The organism is Cellulosimicrobium sp. E-16 (assembly GCF_049913115.1).
GTDB lineage: Bacteria > Actinomycetota > Actinomycetes > Actinomycetales > Cellulomonadaceae > Cellulosimicrobium.
Genome location: NZ_CP183974.1, coordinates 2,457,621 through 2,474,698, shown reverse-complemented (window position 1 = coordinate 2,474,698; position 17,078 = coordinate 2,457,621). Strand labels below are relative to the sequence as shown.

Annotated in this window: 8 protein-coding genes; 3 read left to right on the top strand and 5 right to left on the bottom strand. The window is 65.5% G+C overall.

Going from position 1 to position 17,078, the window contains the following annotated elements; translation table 11 throughout:
• Positions 1-3 precede the first annotated feature (3 nt).
• Positions 4-2,805 carry a Z1 domain-containing protein gene (locus ACN9MS_RS11015; protein WP_426308670.1) on the top strand — a complete coding sequence of 934 codons (2,802 nt, stop codon included), beginning with the start codon at positions 4-6 and terminating at the stop codon, positions 2,803-2,805.
• Positions 2,806-2,821: 16 nt separating this feature from the next.
• Positions 2,822-3,880, top strand: coding sequence for a PD-(D/E)XK motif protein (locus ACN9MS_RS11010; RefSeq protein ID WP_426308669.1), 1,059 nt, complete (start codon positions 2,822-2,824; stop codon positions 3,878-3,880).
• A gap of 120 nt (positions 3,881-4,000) precedes the next feature.
• Here the strand turns inward: ACN9MS_RS11010 and ACN9MS_RS11005 are convergent, their stop codons facing one another.
• The 5 genes from ACN9MS_RS11005 to ACN9MS_RS10985 form a co-directional block, all read right to left on the bottom strand.
• The gene (locus tag ACN9MS_RS11005; RefSeq protein ID WP_426308668.1) at positions 4,001-5,173 is read right to left on the bottom strand and encodes a PD-(D/E)XK nuclease family protein; all 1,173 of its coding nucleotides are present in this window, start codon (positions 5,171-5,173) and stop codon (positions 4,001-4,003) included.
• Positions 5,170-10,608: a DEAD/DEAH box helicase gene (locus ACN9MS_RS11000; RefSeq protein WP_426308667.1), complete on the bottom strand. Its 5,439-nt coding sequence runs from the start codon at positions 10,606-10,608 to the stop codon at positions 5,170-5,172. The genes ACN9MS_RS11005 and ACN9MS_RS11000 overlap by 4 nt, the downstream gene beginning before the upstream one ends.
• Complete coding sequence (locus ACN9MS_RS10995; RefSeq protein WP_426308666.1) at positions 10,605-13,832, bottom strand: hypothetical protein; 3,228 nt, start codon at positions 13,830-13,832, stop codon at positions 10,605-10,607. Before ACN9MS_RS10995 ends, ACN9MS_RS11000 begins: the two co-directional genes overlap by 4 nt.
• Positions 13,833-14,535: 703 nt before the next feature.
• The gene (locus ACN9MS_RS10990; protein WP_426308665.1) at positions 14,536-14,766 is read right to left on the bottom strand and encodes a hypothetical protein; all 231 of its coding nucleotides are present in this window, start codon (positions 14,764-14,766) and stop codon (positions 14,536-14,538) included.
• Positions 14,766-15,599, bottom strand: coding sequence for a protein NO VEIN domain-containing protein (locus ACN9MS_RS10985; RefSeq protein WP_426308664.1), 834 nt, complete (start codon positions 15,597-15,599; stop codon positions 14,766-14,768). Before ACN9MS_RS10985 ends, ACN9MS_RS10990 begins: the two co-directional genes overlap by 1 nt.
• 196 nt (positions 15,600-15,795) lie before the next feature.
• Between ACN9MS_RS10985 and ACN9MS_RS10980 the strand changes: the two genes are divergently transcribed.
• A protein-coding gene (locus ACN9MS_RS10980) for an IS3 family transposase (protein ID WP_426308663.1) occupies positions 15,796-16,976 on the top strand; the annotation gives its coding sequence in 2 pieces (ribosomal slippage) (positions 15,796-16,080 and positions 16,083-16,976; 1,179 coding nt in all).
• The last annotated feature ends 102 nt before the right edge of the window (positions 16,977-17,078 follow it).

The window sequence follows — 17,078 nt, the reverse complement described above, 5'->3', positions numbered from 1 at the left end:
ATGGTGAGCGGCCGAACCGAGCGGGTGTACTTCGAGGCACCGTCGACTTCAACGGACTCGTGGTGGGAGCGCTACGCGGGCGAGTTGACCGGGCTGACGTTGACGGGAAGGGATGCGCTTCGTGTGGACTGCGCATACATCTTAGACAGGGGAGTGTTTGGCTCGGGCCAACCTGGCACCGAGCCGAGGCAGGTTTCCCGGACGCGTACGGGCCTAGTCATGGGCTCCGTGCAATCGGGAAAGACGGCCTCGATGCTCGGGGTGACCGCGATGGCGCTGGACAGGGGCGTCGATATTGTGATCATCCTCGCCGGAACGCGGCTCTCGCTATGGCGCCAGACGTATGAGCGCCTGTCGGAGCAGCTCGATGTCGGCCTCGACAGCGCAGCCAAGTCTACCCGGCGCGTTTTGTGCCCGAGCCCTGGCGCTGCACTCTCTGGGGCGGATGTCTCGCTACAGGAAACGTATCGAGTTGCTTCGGCGCAGGTTAGGCGAAAACTCGCCCAGGGGCGTCCTCTCATAGTCGTCGCCATGAAGCAGACGAACCACCTGTACGCACTTGGCAGTGCGCTGAGGAGTAGCGTCTTCGACGCAGTTGCAGCGCTTGACCGGCCCGTGCACATGCTCGTTCTGGATGACGAAGCGGATGATGGATCGGTCCTCGATGCTGTTGTGGAGGCCGGCCTGGACCCGCTCTCACCGAATCTCAAGCAGATTCCGAGAGCTATCGCCGATCTGTGGGAGCCGCGCGCGGGCGGGGCGCCAACGAACCTGTACTCCACGTACGTGGGCTACACGGCGACGCCACAGGCCAACCTGCTCCAGGAGGATCACAATCCACTTGCCCCACGGGATTTCGTGATCTCGCTGCGTACGCCGCTTGATGTTGGTCATCCCATCGATACGGCGCATATGGATGCACCGCGGTCCTCAACGTTTCCCGAGAGGAATGGGCTCGACGACTTCTATACCGGTGGCGAGGTATTCTATAAACGAGGATTGGCGGCCGGGCTGTGCGTGGAACTCACGGGCCGGGCCGATGACGACCTCGGTGAAGCAATCCGTGCGTACCTCGTCGCTGGCGCGATCCGGCTCCACTGGGCAGGAGCGGTCTTGGGGCCGCGAGCGCTTTCTGGTGCCACATTCGACTCTCGCGATGCTGTGCTGGTCGCATCGCCGCCGCCCCACTCGATGCTCTTTCACCCAGCAGCGGCCATCGGGCGCCACTTCGAAGGTGCCGAGGACGTCTTGCTCTGGTGCGGAGTCGCGGACCGACGTGCCGCTCGGGACCTGATCGAGTCAGGCGACGCCCGACTGCCTGAGAGCCTCGCTGCGAGGATGCGCGGAGAGGAGACGCTCTGGGAGGCCTGGATTGACCGGTACCGTCACGCATCCGACGAGCTTGCGAGGCAGTTCAATGTTCTGAACCCACGCTCCGTACCCGATTGGTCGGTCGTCCGCGCTCTGCTGGAAAGCGAGATCATCCCAGGGACGAGAGTTTCGGTCGTTAACAGCGATCCCAACGCCGACGACCGTCCCGAGTACAAGCCTTCGTTCGATGAGGCTACCCAGCAGTGGCGTGCTGCTCGAGATCTGTCGACGATCTTCGTTTCCGGCAACGTGATGGCGCGTGGCCTGACGCTCGAGGGCCTGACGACTGCGCTGTTCCAGCGGGGGTCAAACAGCCCGTTCGCCGACACCCAAATGCAGATGCAGAGATGGTTTGGGTACCGCGGCAAGCACATTGAACTGTGCCGACTTTTCGCCGCGCGCGACCAGATCGAGCTGTTCACTGCCTACCACGACATCGACGAAGCGTTGCGTGAGGGCATCGCTGAGGCGATGGCGGAAAGGGCGCCGTCCCCGGCGGTGCTTCACGGCATGAGCTTCCTTGCCACCGGAAAGATCGCGAGCCTTGGCCGGACACCGCTCTGCCCGAGCTCTAGGCCCTTTGTGACACTCATCAACGATGGACGGGCGTCGGACCCGAACGTTGAGGTGCTGGCCAAGAGGTTCGCCGAGCGGCCGTCGTCTGACGTGGTTGTCGGCAGGAGCATTCGGGGGCGAGCGCTCACTCACGCGCTCTCGCTCATGGAGGCGGCTGATCTCCTGGATGACCTTCGCTACGACTCTTATCGTCCTGGGTCCAATCATCGGCTTGGCGAGCTCTGGTCGCAGGTTCAGGCGCGCGTCGGAGCAAGCGTCCCCTTGCCCAGCGGCGTTCGGTTCTACAACGCCCCCGAGCCGCCGGCTGGCAGAGACGCATCCCCCGTGAGGCTCGACTGCCCGTATGCGATCGCCGCCTATCTACGCCTGTGGGCAGCCTGCCTGACTCGGCCAGTTCGAGGGCTGTTTGTCACGGGTGCGCCTTCTGACCTGTGGTCGATGGTCGACCTCCATGAGCGGCAGACGCATCAGCCGATGTTCACCGTGGGCATCCGCTATGGCAAGGGCACGCCGGTGAGCAGCGGTGCTCTCACGCGTGTCGGCTTTGACGTCCGGACCACGGAGAAGGCGCTCGACGGCCCTGACCTCGCAACGCGATGGGGCGCTAACGACCCGACCGCTGGCCCCCTGGATTATCGCGGCGACGAGTTCTTCGACTATTACCATCGCGGCGAGCGGGTGCCGCTGCTAACCAGCAGCGCTCCATGGCGCCCAGCGGGGTCACATGGGCAAATCTTGTTCTACGTGAACCAGCTTCCAGAGCAACGCCATCCCTCTGTGGCGTTGGGCGTGTGTATCCCGGCGGGCGGCCCCGAACAGTTCGCGGCCACTCGTGCGGGCTCGCCGGCAGCGGCCTGACGGAGGTGCAGCGTTGGTGACAACTTACGAGTCGGTACTCAAACTCGTCGGGAGCGTGCCGAGCGCGGTGAGCGCGGGGCTTCGCGATGTGAGGTGGCTGACCGACGGTCACACCGTCGGTGTTGCTCGCGACCACGATGGCCACGTTGAGGTGTTCCTTGCGGGTCCGCAACTTAGCCCCGTATCACCCGCAGTCGCGGATGCACTCGAGTTCAGCACGTGGCACCGGGACGGTGCGCCCGCCCTGGACGCAAGCAGACTCCTGCTCCCTGCGCTCGGGCATTACGACCAAGTGGCCGCATTCATCTGCACAGAGCTCTTGCGCAACGGGGCGGATGTATCGCTACCTCGCGCGTTCGCCAGAACCGAGCCAATCATCGAGCTCGCAATCGAGCGCCTTCGCCTCTCAGATCAGGCTGTTCTCGGCCTTGCGGGTGAGTTGCTCCTACTTGATGCGCTGTGCCGCCGGGCTGATGACGCCCAGGTGCTCGCAGTCGTGGGTTCGTGGGACGGATGGAGGAGGTCATCGCGAGACTTCACGCTGGGATCCACGGGCGTTGAGGTCAAGACCACAGGCGGGGTCGCCTCCTCGCACCTCGTCGAGGGGGTGCACCAGGTGGAACTTGCTGATGGCACGAGTGGTGGGACCACAATCGAGACACGGCTCTATTTGGTCAGCATCGGTCTTCAGGCGGCGTCGTCCGGCGGCAACGCGTTCACGATTCCACACCTCGTGGATCGCGTCGTTGCCCGAATGACGAGCGCTAGCCTGAACGACGATGCTGTGAACACCTTCCTTTCACGCCTGTCGGAGTACGGCGGCGTTCCAAATGGGGGCTATGACCACGCGGCCGGCGCCGGCGACCTCGCGTACGCCACTCCTTACCTCGTGACCTTCTTTCGGGCGTACAACATGGCGGACCCCGCGGTCCGGGTACTACGGCGGCACGACATCGTGGACCACGCCCATGTCGATGTCGGTTCGGTGAAGTTCCGTGTAGACCTCCCGATCACAATAAGTGCAGGGAACCCAGTCTCCGGAGCGAATCAAGTCGCCAGAGCGATTATTGGCTAATCCCTCAGAGCGATTCGGGCCCTTTCGCTGGAGTCAGGGCCACGGTGACAGCGTCGCGCAGCGGCTCGACGGGATGACCGTGGAGATGGGCCGACCGCGCGTGCGCAACGTGGCCTTGGTCTATTGGGGCGGTCCAGGGCGGTGAACCCAGATCAGTGAGTCCCACCCGGCGCGAAGGACGTGGTCGTTCCCTGCCAGGGCGACACGGCTGACAGAGAACTCGTCACCGACCCGTATGTCACTCTCGTGGGGTAGTCGGGTGACGGTTACGGTGCCAGCAGGCGCGGTCAAGTCCGTCCGTTGCTCAAGCACGACGTCGGTTGACTGGTCCTGGCGCCGAACCGCCGAAACTATCCCGCGAGCAAGTGTGACGGCCCGGTGGCGGCTCGAGGCCACCGCGGACCAGTCGCGCCCAAGCGCCGGGCACACGACCTGGAACGGACACCAGGCGCAGCGCTCGACGCTCGCGACGACTAAGTGCGCTACCGAGCCTGACGCGTCTGCCGCGTTGAACGTTGCGCGGGAAGCCTGGGCATCGGCGCGAATCTGCTCGACGTCAGAAGCGCGGTACTCGATAGTCACGCTCGCACCGGTGACGGGCTGTAGTTCGAGTGCGGGCCAGTTCCCGTAGTTCGCCTCGACGAGCCCGGCGTAGAAGAGCATCTGACGCCTGTGCTGCTGCGCGAGATAGTCGCGGTCAGCGCCGATGCCCGACTTGAGGTCGACGACGACAAGTTGGCCGTCGCGGTTTTCGAGGCGGTCGATCCGGCCTCGCAGCCCACGGCGGTCGTCTTCGAGGGAGACCTCGACTGCGGACTCGCCGAGGTGGAGACGCGGGTTCTCGGCTGGGGAATGAGCAGATGTCCTACGAGTCACGGGCGCGCCCGGGCCAGGGTCGCCACGTGGCCAAGCGACTCCGTCCTTGCTACCCAGTTCTCTCGCAAGCCGTGCGCGCGTGACCGCTACATCAGGCCACGTGCCAGTTGACGGGACTTTAGCGGGGTGCCACTCGCGGACGAGGCGAGCGCGTTCGGCGTCGAGGAGTCGGCCAAATTCCTGGCGCACCCAATCCGGGGAGGGGGCATCGAGGCCTCCGTGCCGTCCGGCGGCGACGGCTTCGACGGTGCGGTGCCGAGCGGTTCCTAGCGCCGAGCGGACGCCGCCGCGATCGAGACTCCGAGTACGTTTGTCGCGGGTGAAGGCGGCCTTGAGGGCGCACGTGGTCAGCGTTGCCCAGAGCGAGTACGTGAGTTCGCGGATCTCGCCGGTCGGTCCTGCGTCGAAACCATTCACTGGAACAACCGGACCAGTACCCGAGCTGGACTAAGGGCCAACTCGAAGGGGTCACAGTCTGTGACCCGCCGCCCTTCATCTGCGAGTGACAGCAGCGCTTCTGCCTGTTCATTGGTCTGGTGGTGTCCGTCCCGCCACCACAACGGATGCCCAATGATCGCCGCGCGGTCCTTGAACTCGCCGACGCCGCGGAGGACAGGAACACCCTCAGCCTGGCCGAAAAGGAACTCGTCGGGGAACTGGTCGGCCAATGCGACACCGAGCTGGCGTCCCAGGTCGAACCAGCGGTTCATCTTGAGCGGCTCGCCGGCTGCTAGATCGAGCATGTCGAGCGCGAGGCGCCAGTCCAGTCCGGAGTGGTGGCGGCGGTTGTCCCACGACCGCAGACAGTCTGGGCAGGACGGCATGCAGGTCTCGCGGTGACGTGCATCCGTCTCATACAGATCGGTCAGGCGATTCCGACCGTCAAGGAGAAGGCGCTCGAAGACCTCGGGCCGTCCGAGTTCAGCTGCGTAGCCTGCGCCGTTGTCGAGTGCATCTGCGATGAAGACCCGGGCAGAGCGCACTGAGTCCGTGGGGAACGGGGTCAGGTCAACGACAAGTTCATCGGGGCTCACCTGTAGCTCGAGCTTGCACGCTCGTCGTAGTACCTCGGCGAAGGACCGATGTGCTGCCACGCTCGCCGGCGCAATCTCGCGGGCGTACGGGACGTGACCGGTGCCGGGAGCACTGGAGTTGGTTGGCTCGAGTTCGACCGTGAGTACGTCCGTGACACGAATCTCGCCGATCGCGACTTGGCGCGGGTTCTGGGGCGCCGGAGGAGTCCACGGGCCGAGGTCGTTCGGTCTGTAGAGCCAGGTGTCTGTCGCGACGATGCTGTCGCCCTGCCGCACGACCGTGAACAGCGAGCCGTTGTTGTCGTTGTACTGGACCAGTTGTTGCTGCTCGTACACCGAGAGCCGAGATGCCAGCACGGTCAGTTCGCGCTCGGCAGGTTTGACGACGGACAAGGAGGCGTCGGAGACCCTAGTGACCTCATCGTTCTCGTCGCGGTAGTCGATGGGCTCGTAGGTCGTTCGGAACCCGAGTGGCTGATGGAGTGGGAAGGGGGAGATCCCAGTGCCACACGTACGGCAGGTGTCCGCAGTGCCGTTCAGGACCAGGTCGCCACAAGTCTCGCAGACTGACGTCATCACCGCGGGGCCGAGCGGGTCCTGAACAGGAACCGCACGGGGACCCTTGATCTCGTATGCGACGAAGCCGACCGCTGTGTGCAGTCTCTTGTCCTTGACGACTTGCCCGCCAGGTGCAAAGGAACTCACCGCCATGCCAAGCGGCCGGTCGGAAACCGTTGCGCTGTCGAGGTCCGCCTTATTCACGAACTTGCCGTAGAGGGGTCGCACCTTGGTCGGGAAGCCAAACATCGGCAGGACGCCGCCGGATGCGAGGAGCACGCTCAACTGGTCGTCGGGTGCATGGTCCTCGTCTGCTTGATCGACCAGGCGCTGGATTTCGGACACCAGCGAGTCAGCGGTGGTGCCGCGGCACCAGGCGATCAGAGCGTCAACGTCGTCAGGCAGGAGTGTCGTGTGCTCAGCCAACCGCTTCGACACCGCCGCGACTTCGTCCGACCACCGCAGCCATGCGACAACTTCGCGTCGATAGCCAGACCACTCCGAGCGGAGGCCGAACGATCCGTGAAGGCTGTCCTTCGACCAGCCAGGAGGGGTGCTCGCGCTCAGGAACGCACGCCGAAGGAGTTCCGCTGCGACGACGCGCTGGATGATCCGCGGTCGCCCGAGGTCGAGGAATGGCTGGGCCGGCTCGTCGCCGTTCATCCGCCACGGGCTTCGGAAGTAGTCGTCGTCGTGTGTTCGGTCGCGGCCGACGGTGAGCGCGTAGGAGAGTGCCTGGCCGGCGCGGCCCGCGCGGCCAACCCGTTGCTGGTAGTTGTAGCGCTGCGGCGGGACATTGGCCATGACCGTTGACCGCAGCGACCCGATGTCGACGCCGACCTCCATCGTCGTCGTGACGCTGAGGACATCGACCGGTGTCGTGAGCTCGTTCTCTGCGGGGCGCAGCAGGACGCCCTTGAACGCGCGTTGCCGACGGCGCTGTTCGGCCAGGGGCTTTGTCTGGCCGGTAAGCTCCTCAACGTTGAGGCGTGTCGCGGGCTGTCCGGAGAGCCAGCCGATGTAGTCGGAGTCTTCTCTCGACTGAGCAGTCTCGGTCAGTGTCTGACCGCCGCACATCGCGTTCGCGCATACGCCTGCGCTGGCGTGCAGGTGCCGGTAGCTGCACCGCTGGCACACCCAGACGCTGTCGGTGGCCGCGACGAAGCGCAGCCCAACGGCTGTGCGGCTGGTTGCGAGGACCCACTCGTCATCGTTCTTGAGCAGCCCCAGCTGCCGGAGCGTCTTGTGTGCCCACGACTCCAGTTCGGCGGGATCGACACCTCGCGAGTCTGAGAGGACCCGGAGGTACTCCTTTGCTCCTCGCGGCAGGGCCGTGCCGGAGTTGTCGGGGCTGTCGTAGCGGTAGCCCCGCCCTAGCAGCCGAATGATGGATCGGAGTGCTTCGCGGCTTGCCTCGTTGTTGAGCCCTGGGCCGAGTGGTGGCGCGACCACCGAGTCGACATAGGCAACGCCGACCGACTCCAGGTCACGACGAGCGCGGTCGAAGACAGCCTCGCTGACCCCGACTGAGAGCTGGTGCGCGTAGAACTCGCCGTTCTCACCCTTGTCCGAGGAGGAGAGCGGGTTCCAGAGCCCCGAGCGAGGCGGCTCGTAGTACTTGAACCAGGGTTGGTCGCCGCGGACCTGCATTCGAGGACCGGGCCCTGCCGGGTTTGACCCGAGCCGGACCATGGCGTCGGCCACGTGTGCCAGTACCTCCGTCCAGCTGCGAGCTGCAGGTTCACTGGAGGCGTTTGCGGAGTCGATGACCGCCTGCGCTTCAGGGGGGATGGGGACCTTGAACTGCTCTGCCGCCTTCAGCGTTTGGCACGCCTCCCACAACTCCCTGCGTTCCTTCTTCGCGTCCTCGGCGCGGGCCTTCTCGTCTCCTGCCAGTGCAACGCCGCGCAATTCGTCGAGCAGGATCTCCACGATGGACCTCTGGTGCGCCGCCAAGGCAGCGCGGATCAGTTGCCGGAGTTGGTCGCGGTAGTGGTTCAAGGCCACGCCGGCGGCGGTTTTTGCCGCGTCATCGCGACTGTCGGTAAAGATCAGGGTCTTGGCATCCGACCCGCTGCCGAGCCGGCGCATGAACTCGCCCAGATAGACCTCAAGGGCGGCCGAAGCACCGGCTGTGTGCGCTCGGACTGGAGTCCGGATCTCGCCCCTCTCGAACTTCTCGGTCTCCTGCTGGGCTCGGCCTCGCTGCCCACAAGCGGGGCATCGATCGGGCAAAGCTGGGATGCGCACTGTTGCGGGATCCGGCTTGGCGGTCTTGATCTGTTGGATCACCCAGCCCCGGATCCATCCCTCCTGGACCTCGCCAACCGTCACCTGTCCGGTGCGGGGGTCCAAGCCGGCCACTGAGAACTGGAAGCGCCGCTTCCCGACCGTGAAGGCATCCGTGTCGCGGGGTCGACGGTCGTTGGCGGGCCAGAACCAGCGGTACTCCTCACGGCTCCGCTTGAAGACGAGTTGAGGGTTCTTCTCTGGAGCGCTCGATGAAGAACTCGCAAGGTACTCGTTCTGCTCACCGTCGGCGTCGGTCACGAAGTCGGAATAGCCTCCGAGGCTGATGTCTCCGCACTCGTAGCAGTAGAGAAGTTCGAGAACGCGCGACCTACACACGGCGCACGTTGTGGCTGGGCGCTCGTACAGTGCTCCGATACCGGACTGCGATCCTGGGACGGCACCGTCGCAGTCGGGGTTGACGCAGGCCCACATCCCGCGCATGGTCCGCACGAAGTGATGGGATCGGAGCTGGGTCTTCGCTGCTTCCCGGGGCGTTTCGCTCAGCCAGGTCAGGAGGCGCCGTATCGCGTCCAGCCCGGTGTCAGGCTCACCAAACACGCGCTCGGAGACCGAGTCAATCGCCGTTGCCCGGAGTCGACCCTCGGGGGCGCCGTCGTAGCACGCAGCCGCGATCGCGTCTGAGACTTGCAGCGCGGTGCCGACGTCGCTGAGGCCCGTCGCGGCGACCACGGCCTGGCGATCGAGTAGGCGGCCGCTCTGCGGTCGCCGCGCGGTCCCCTCGGTGACCATGAACGACTTGCCTCTCACGCCGAAGAACTGCTCTAGGTACTCGGTCCCTGTGCCGTCGGACGCAAGCGACGCACTCGTGGCGATGATGCGCAGTTGCGTGCTGTCAGCCCCGAGCCCCAGTCGCTGAAGGGTGTTCCGGAGCACCATCGAGACCTCGCTACCGGCCGTCCCGCGCTGGAGGTGCAACTCATCGACAACGACGGTGAAGACGTTTGTGCTGTCGGACGCGAGCCAGGTGCGCGTCGCATCGAAGAGATTGCGTTCTTGCTCGCGCATGAGGACGGCGTTCAGCATGGAGAAGTTGGTGACGAGGATATCTGGGGGCTGTTCGACCATGTCCCAGCGGACGAGCATCTCGCTGTGTCGCGGGTCAGCAAAGAGCGCGAGGCGTTCCTCAATCTCGCGCTTCTGTGCGTCAGCGGGGAGAGCTGCGATTTCGGGATCGGACTGTAGCGCCGAGACCATGTGCTCGTAGTCGTCGACGAAGTCCCGCACCTCCATCGCTACCTGTTTTGCGCCGCTGGGAGACGTTGGGGGGTTCACCGTTCCGAGAGTCGCGCTGGTCAGTCGCCCGAACCACAGCGGAGTGCCAAGGTCACGGAGGCGGTGAACGGCCTTGCGTAGGCGGGACATCTGGTCCTCGACCAGGGCGTTCGTCGGGTAAAGGACGAGTGCCCGGACGGCCGCTCGTCTCGTCTCGCGGGAACGCAAGGCACTGGCAGGGGTCCAGGCGCGGGAGTTCCACCACTGGTTTGGCTCTGCCGCCTTCCACGCTGTCGACTCGCCCACCAGTCGGAGCAGGAGCGGAAGCAGGAACGCTTCAGTCTTGCCCGAACCCGTTCCGGAGGTGATCACCGGGTTCCGTCCATCGGCGGCGGCAGGTTTGAAGGTAGCCCGGACTGCGTCGGCCTGATGGGGCCGAAGTCGGATCGGTTGCCCCGCGGGCGTGTAGTCGCCGAAGAGCACCGTGCCGACGGTTGCGGCGACCGCGTCTGGGATTCGGGACGCTCTGCACACTTCGAGGAGGTTTTCGGTTGCTTCGTAAGTCAGCACCGGCTCGAGGTACGGCGGAGTAGACAGAAGGCCGTTTTCGAGCAGAAGGCGCCGTCGCTCCTCCATGAGCTGGGTGTCGTTGAGCCAGTACGCGGTGTCGATGTACTTGAGGTATGCCTCGGTTAGCGCATCGTTCAAAGCCACTGGTTCCATCGGCGCGGTCATTGTTCGCCTTTCAGGAGTGTGACAAGCATCGCGGCGGTCTCCTGGTCAACGCCGGAGTACGCCAGGAGTGCCTTTCCGCGGACGCGGGCGGCCGGGCGCCCCGACATTAGGGTGATAGCGCGGCCGTAGAGGCCGGGAAGGTCGGCGCCGAGGGGCACGAACAGCCGTGCTGCTGTGGTGTCGTAGCCGACGATCGGCCGGAGCATCGAGGCCACGTGCTTCACGAGCCTGGAGTCGGCGCGGCGGAGGCTCCGGGTAACCACGTCGTCCGCCGTTCGGACGAAGTAGGACGACACGTAACCCCTTCGGATCCGGAAGGCACCCGCCTGACCGATGCTCTCGACGGGGACCCAACGTGCCTGAGCGGCGTCAAACCACTCGGCGTCGTAGACGGCCTCAGCGCTCACGATTGGCAGCCCCGGCAAGACACTCGACAGGTGAGGCAAGCTGGCGAGGAGTTCGTGTCCTGACCGCGGCTGGAAGTCCGCGTCGAGCGCTTCGGCGACCTCAGCAGCCTTCTGTTCAGACAGGCCGCGGACGACCCGCCGGGGAAGCCAGTCGTCGTGATCGCTCGCGAGACCGCCGCCGGCGTAAGCCGCGAGGTCTCGGAGCGCGGCCATGTCGCGGCGGGCCCATGAGCCAATTGCGAGCCAGGTTCCGTCGGCGAGCCCGGCGAGGGAGCGGGGACTGACCTCCCAGCGGTCAATGGCGAACGTCTCGGGACTCCGGGCGACGTCGATGTGACCAAGCGACTCAAGAACGCGAACGATCTCATCAACGGTCAGGGCAGAGTCGTCGACCTGCCGTACGACGCGCGCGAGTTCCTCGGGAGTTCCGCCGCCGAGCCAAGTCAGGGCGTCCAAGAGAGTCTCTCCCGAGATCGTGGAGCTCTCGTCTCCGAAGGTGATCTGCCGGAGTGGTGCTTGCGCGTAGGTCTGCGTTGGCACCTTCTTCTTCGCGGTGAGGGCGAACATTCGGACTCGACCGCACTTGACGCACTCGCCGCGCTCGCCCTTCATGCCCTGGCGATGCATCTCAATGTGCCAGTAGTGCGAACCAGTGATCGCGCAACTGTCCTGCGCCGACGGGGCCGCAAGCCGTTCGGGTGCATGCGTGATCGGTTCGAGACTCCACCACGCGGGCTCGGGTGCCGAGAGTTGTGCCGCGGCCGTAGCCGACGCGGAGGATCCGGTGCGTGCCGCGCCAAGCGCCACGGACACGGCCGAGACCGAGCCAAGCGGGCTCGCGCCCAGGTACCTGAGGGAGTCGCCGTGCTCTCGGACGCGCGGCTCGTCGGAGTCGCACAGTTCGAACGTCGAGACGGATGTGCTGTCTTTACCTCCGGATCGGAACCTTAGTTCCGCGCGATAGACGCCCGCAGTGAGGCTGAGGGCCGTGGTGGAGGCGGAAATCTCCTCGACGGCGCCCGCCCGAGAGAAGACTGGCTCATCAGAGTTGGTCGATGTCAGGGTCAGCGCGAGTTCCGTGGCGCCGACAACCGAGCCCTTGATCATGAGGGGCGCGTCCGTGTGCCAACGGACAGCATGGCCCGGGAGGCGTAGGCCACCACCGACGATCAGGGTTGAGGTCTGCGCCGGCTTTAGCGGCTCGAGGACTGCCTCGGTGCTGGTGTGTGAGCGGACCACCGTGACGTCGCGGTAGAGAGCCCAGCCCGTCGGGAGACCCTTCAGCGTTTGGTCCCTGGTGAACCCCGGTTCGGCGATGCTCGCCAGGAGCCGATCGAAGTCCACCGCGTTGGCTCCGCGGAACCGCGTCGCATTGCCATTGACCAGCAGCAGGTGGGGCTCGAGCATGCGGACACGGTCGACCTCGACGTACATGCCAGCCTCATCGACGAAGCTGAGGACCACGAGAGCTTGCGGTCGCCGGCCCGAAATCCGCAGGTTTGTGCGTTGCGCCACCGGTTGCACCTGGAGCTCACCGGTCAAGAGCGTGAGCGGATCGACCTCGCCCGCAAGGTCCGCGGCGAGCAGACGGTCGTTGATGGGTTCCAACTGAACTTGTGGCGCTCCCGGGGCTGATCGGATCGCCCACCTGCGCGGCAGACCTTCGTGACCATGTGCGCTGCCGCGCAAGGCGAAGCTCAGCCGCAGTCGCTTGCCCGTCACGGATCTCGTGATCCGTGCAGTCAGCGCAGGCGGGGGCACCGTTCGACCGGTGGCTTCGGACAGGACGGTCCCGTCCCACTGGCCGAGCGCGAGGAGCGCCGCGTCAACAACGACTGCCTTGCCCGCGGCGTTCCGCCATAGCTTCTGGATCGAGGCAGATGCGTTGCCTGCGCGGATCCATCTGTCCAAGAGCGCCTCCATGTCGCCGGTCCCTAGGCGGAGCCCTGGTTCGAGGTCGACGTCGGCGAAGAACTGAGCAAACCGATTCCGGTCGGCCGCCCGGATTAGGGCCTGTGACAGCGGCACACCGACATAGCGATGTCCTATTGCCTCAGCAGTGGGGAGCCCGACTTGGCCGTCGAGCGCGGAAAGCCAATCGTTTAGGGCTTGCCAGAACCGCTCACTGTCGCGACGGAAGCCGTGTTGCATCCGGCCGAAGTCGGAGTCCCCGATCGAGAGCAGCCCGCTGAGCCTGGGGTAGTAGGCGTTTGCCCGGAACTGCTCGTCCTTCTCCATGAGCTCGGCTGCCCGCGCGAAGACTGCGAGCAGTCCCATGACCGGCGGCGGGTTGTCGACGCTGACCCCTTCGCGCACGGACCGATGCCACCAGGCGTCGGTGCGTGATCGGTGGGCGGCGAAGACGCTTCGGCCATCCAGGTGGCCCAGCACAATGGTCGCGCGCGTCGCGGCGCACAGCTGAGCGGATGCCTCGGGACCAGTTGCCACTGCTCCCATGTTGGCCGCAACCTCGACCAGGAAGTCGTCCTCCACATCGAGGTACACGGGCTGCTGAGCTCCGGAGCTGGGGAAAGCAGTCTGTGCGATGGCCGCGTTCCAGCGGTCGTACTCGGTCCAGTCGAGTTGCGCGGCAGGACCGTGGGCAGGTTGTGCAGACGTGGAGGCGGCCGGAACCGCTGACTTGCCCTTGGCGGCTTCGCGGGCAGACCTGGCTAGTGCATCCCACTTCACAGCGCGTCCACCCGGCTCGCTTATGCCGATCTCGGCGGAGCCTTCCGAGACGAAGGCACGCAGCCTGGACGAGGATCCGGACGCATCCTTCACGTGGTAGAGCTCACGCGCGGCCTTGATGCGCACGCGGCGCTCCTGATCCGTGAGACCGGCGGCTACGAGCCACCGATACGACGCAATCCACTGGCTCAGGGAGGCTGGATTGACGCCGTAATACTCGGCAACCGCCCGCTGGGTCGTCAGAGCGCCGGTGGGCGACTCCGGCGGGAGCGTTCCCTCGGACCTCCGGTACTCGACGACAGTTACGAGGTCCCGCAAGTCGTCTGTTACCTGCGGACGCGTAGGCGTCGCGGGTGTCCCGGGGGCGGGGGCGCGCTGCGCGAGAGACAGGGGGGTGGGCGGCTTGGGGACTCGGGAGGCCAACCGGTTACCGGCAAGCGAGTCTGCTGGCGACACGCGAGCGCTGACGCGAGTCGCTGGCTTGCAGACCCCGCACCAGGCCTCGGGCATGTCGTGGACGCAGTTCTCATCACCCATCAGCTGGCCTTCGCATTGAGCCCTCATGTGCGGTCCGCCCACCCACTGATCTGCGACTTCGCTTGTGGGGTAGGCGTGTGCTTGCACCGTAACAGCCGTGTCCGACATCGACGGGCAGCCGTCGCCCTACCGGCATCATCCATCGGGTGAAATGTCCAGCAACCGCTACAAGCAGGTTCGCCATCTCGGACATATCGTGCAGCGCGAGTCGACGAAACCGCCCCCCGAGGTGCTAGAGGTGCCGGGTCGGAGGGTGCCCCAGCGACTCGACGGCGGCCGGGCCGCTCAGACATCAGATTCCGAAGACCTCGTCGAGGATCACTCTGAGGGCCTGCGCCGCCTCCAGATTGAGGTCGATCACCTGGGTGGGGGTGTCTCCGGGCTTTCGGGTCTGCGCGTATGTCCGCAGGACCATGAGTCGTCCGTAGGTCGGGTCTTCGGCGACGTCGAACTCCGCGACCCTTGTGGACGGATGGGGCTTTCCGGTCGCGGGCACGCGCTCGAAAGACTCAATGACGGCCATCACTGCTCCCTGCGCAACGGCGTGATCCGGTAGCCGATCGCCCTCCTGGGCGATCCGACGAGCTCTTCACGCGACACGACGTGCACGCGACGCTTGCGCTCATCGAGCGCACTCGTGACAGCAACAAGCACAAACTCAGGGTCGTTGCGGGCGACGAAGTACTCGAGAGGCGTCACATTGAACTCAAGCCGATCTCCCCGGATCCCCTTGACCTCAACCTTTCGCCGCTCCTCGCCTTTCGCGAACTCAAAGTCATATCCGACGCCGTCGGCCTGACAGTCCCGGGCCAGCGTCCACCCGTCGCGTTCCAGGACGTCGGTCACATAACTGACTGCGCTTACCTCGATCGCCTTCGCTACCGCCGGCGTTGGGCGGGACTGGCGCGGTCTGTCCCGATCGACCATCTCGCCATTGGACTGCTCGTCATACTCGGGTTCCACGGTCTGCCCTGCCTGAAGCGTGCCGTCAGCCAACGTGGGCATCTCTATGATTACGCCGTTCGTCGTCCAGTTGAGGTCCACGGCCACGGGGTCCTGTCCCGTGTCCGCTGGCTCTGGACCGTCGCCGATCCTGTTTCGGTCGGGGAGAAGCGCGTGGACCTGGTCGCCGAACGCCTCCTCCATGAGTCCAAGCAACGAGATGGCGGTCGACTTGTTGAACTGGACGGTCTGGCTACGTCTGCCCGCGTTGGTTCGCTCACCCGAACCAGTTGTGGCCAACTCGAGTATCGGTCCACCGTCTGTGGTGGAGATGACGTCGTAGTTGCACTCTGTCGTGGTCCGGGGGCGAACTGTTCGGCTCGCGACCTTCGTGAACCCCGCGATCAGTACCAATGTTCAGTCCTCCTCCGCGGTTGCCGCCACTGCCCTCTACCTGGTTCCCAGTTGGCTGCTCGTCCAAAGATCAGCGAGCTTGAAGCGCACGGCGCGGTCTTCAGCCTCCCGAAACGTAACCGATGAACGGGGCTGCTGCACGGACCTGTGACATCTCAGATCGCTTGCTCGCCGAGCAGGCTGGAAGGATGTTGCTGTGCCCAAGCCCTATCCCCGTGAGTTTCGTGAGGACGTCGTCCGGGTCGCCCGGAACCGTGGTCCCGGTGTGACGCTGGCACAGATCGCCCAGGACTTCGGGGTCCATGAGATGACGATCACGAAGTGGTTGCGTGCCGCCGATGTCGAGGACGGCGTGAAGCCCGGCGTCACCTCGGAGCACGCACGGGAGTTGCGTGAGGCTCGACGTCGGATTCGGTTGCTGGAGCAGGAGAACGAGGTCCTGCGGCGGGCGGCGGCGTACCTGTCCCAGGCTCAGCTGCCGGGAAAAGGCTCTACCCGCTCGTGAGAGAGCTCGCCGCGGCCGGTGCCCCGATCAGGGTGCCGGTCGCGGTGGCGTGCCGGGTGCTCAAGCTCCACCGCCAGCACTACTACGCCTGGCTCGCCCAGCCGGTCACCGGCGGCGAGCTCGAGGAGGCGTACCTCGCGAACGCGGTCTTCGATGCCCACCGTGAGGACCCCGAGTTCGGCTACCGGCTGCTGTTCGACGAGGTGAACGCGGCCGGGCACGAGGTCAGTGAGCGCACGGTGTGGAAGATCTGCTCGGCGAACCAGTGGTGGTGCGTGTTCGGAAAGAAGCGCCGCGGGAAGAATGGGCGGCCCGGCGCGCCCGCGCACGATGACCTGGTGCGTCGCGAGTTCACGGCGCCTGGCCCGAACCGGTTGTGGTTGACGGACATCACCGAGCATCCCACCGGCGAAGGCAAGGTCTACCTGTGTGCGGTCAAGGACGTGTGGTCGAACCGGATCGTGGGGTACTCCATCGCCGACCGCATGACGTCCCAGCTGGCCGTCGACGCCCTGGAATCGGCGGTCTCGCGCCGCGGGGTGCGCGTGGCCGGCTGCACCCTGCACTCGGACCGCGGCGGCCAGTTTCGAAGCCGAAAGCTGCAGCAGTCCCTCTGGCGCCACCAGATGCGCGGATCCATGGGCCAGGTCGGATCAGCCGGTGACAACGCCGCCATGGAGAGCTTCTTCAGCCTGCTTCAGCGCAACGTCCTGGACCGGCAGAGATGGACCAGCCGAGAGGAGTTGCGGATCGCGATCGTGACCTGGATCGAACGGACCTACCACCGTCGCCGACGCCAGGCCAGACTCGCACGATTGACCCCGATCGAGTTCGAGATCATCATGAGCCAGGCCGCCGACCAAGCTGCCTAACCAACTGTCACGGAATCGTGCAGCAGCCCCTTCTGCTCTTCGGGTGGATGCTCGTCCGTTTGCTCCGACGCCTCCGGGGACGAGGCCCGAAGCTCCAGGTGA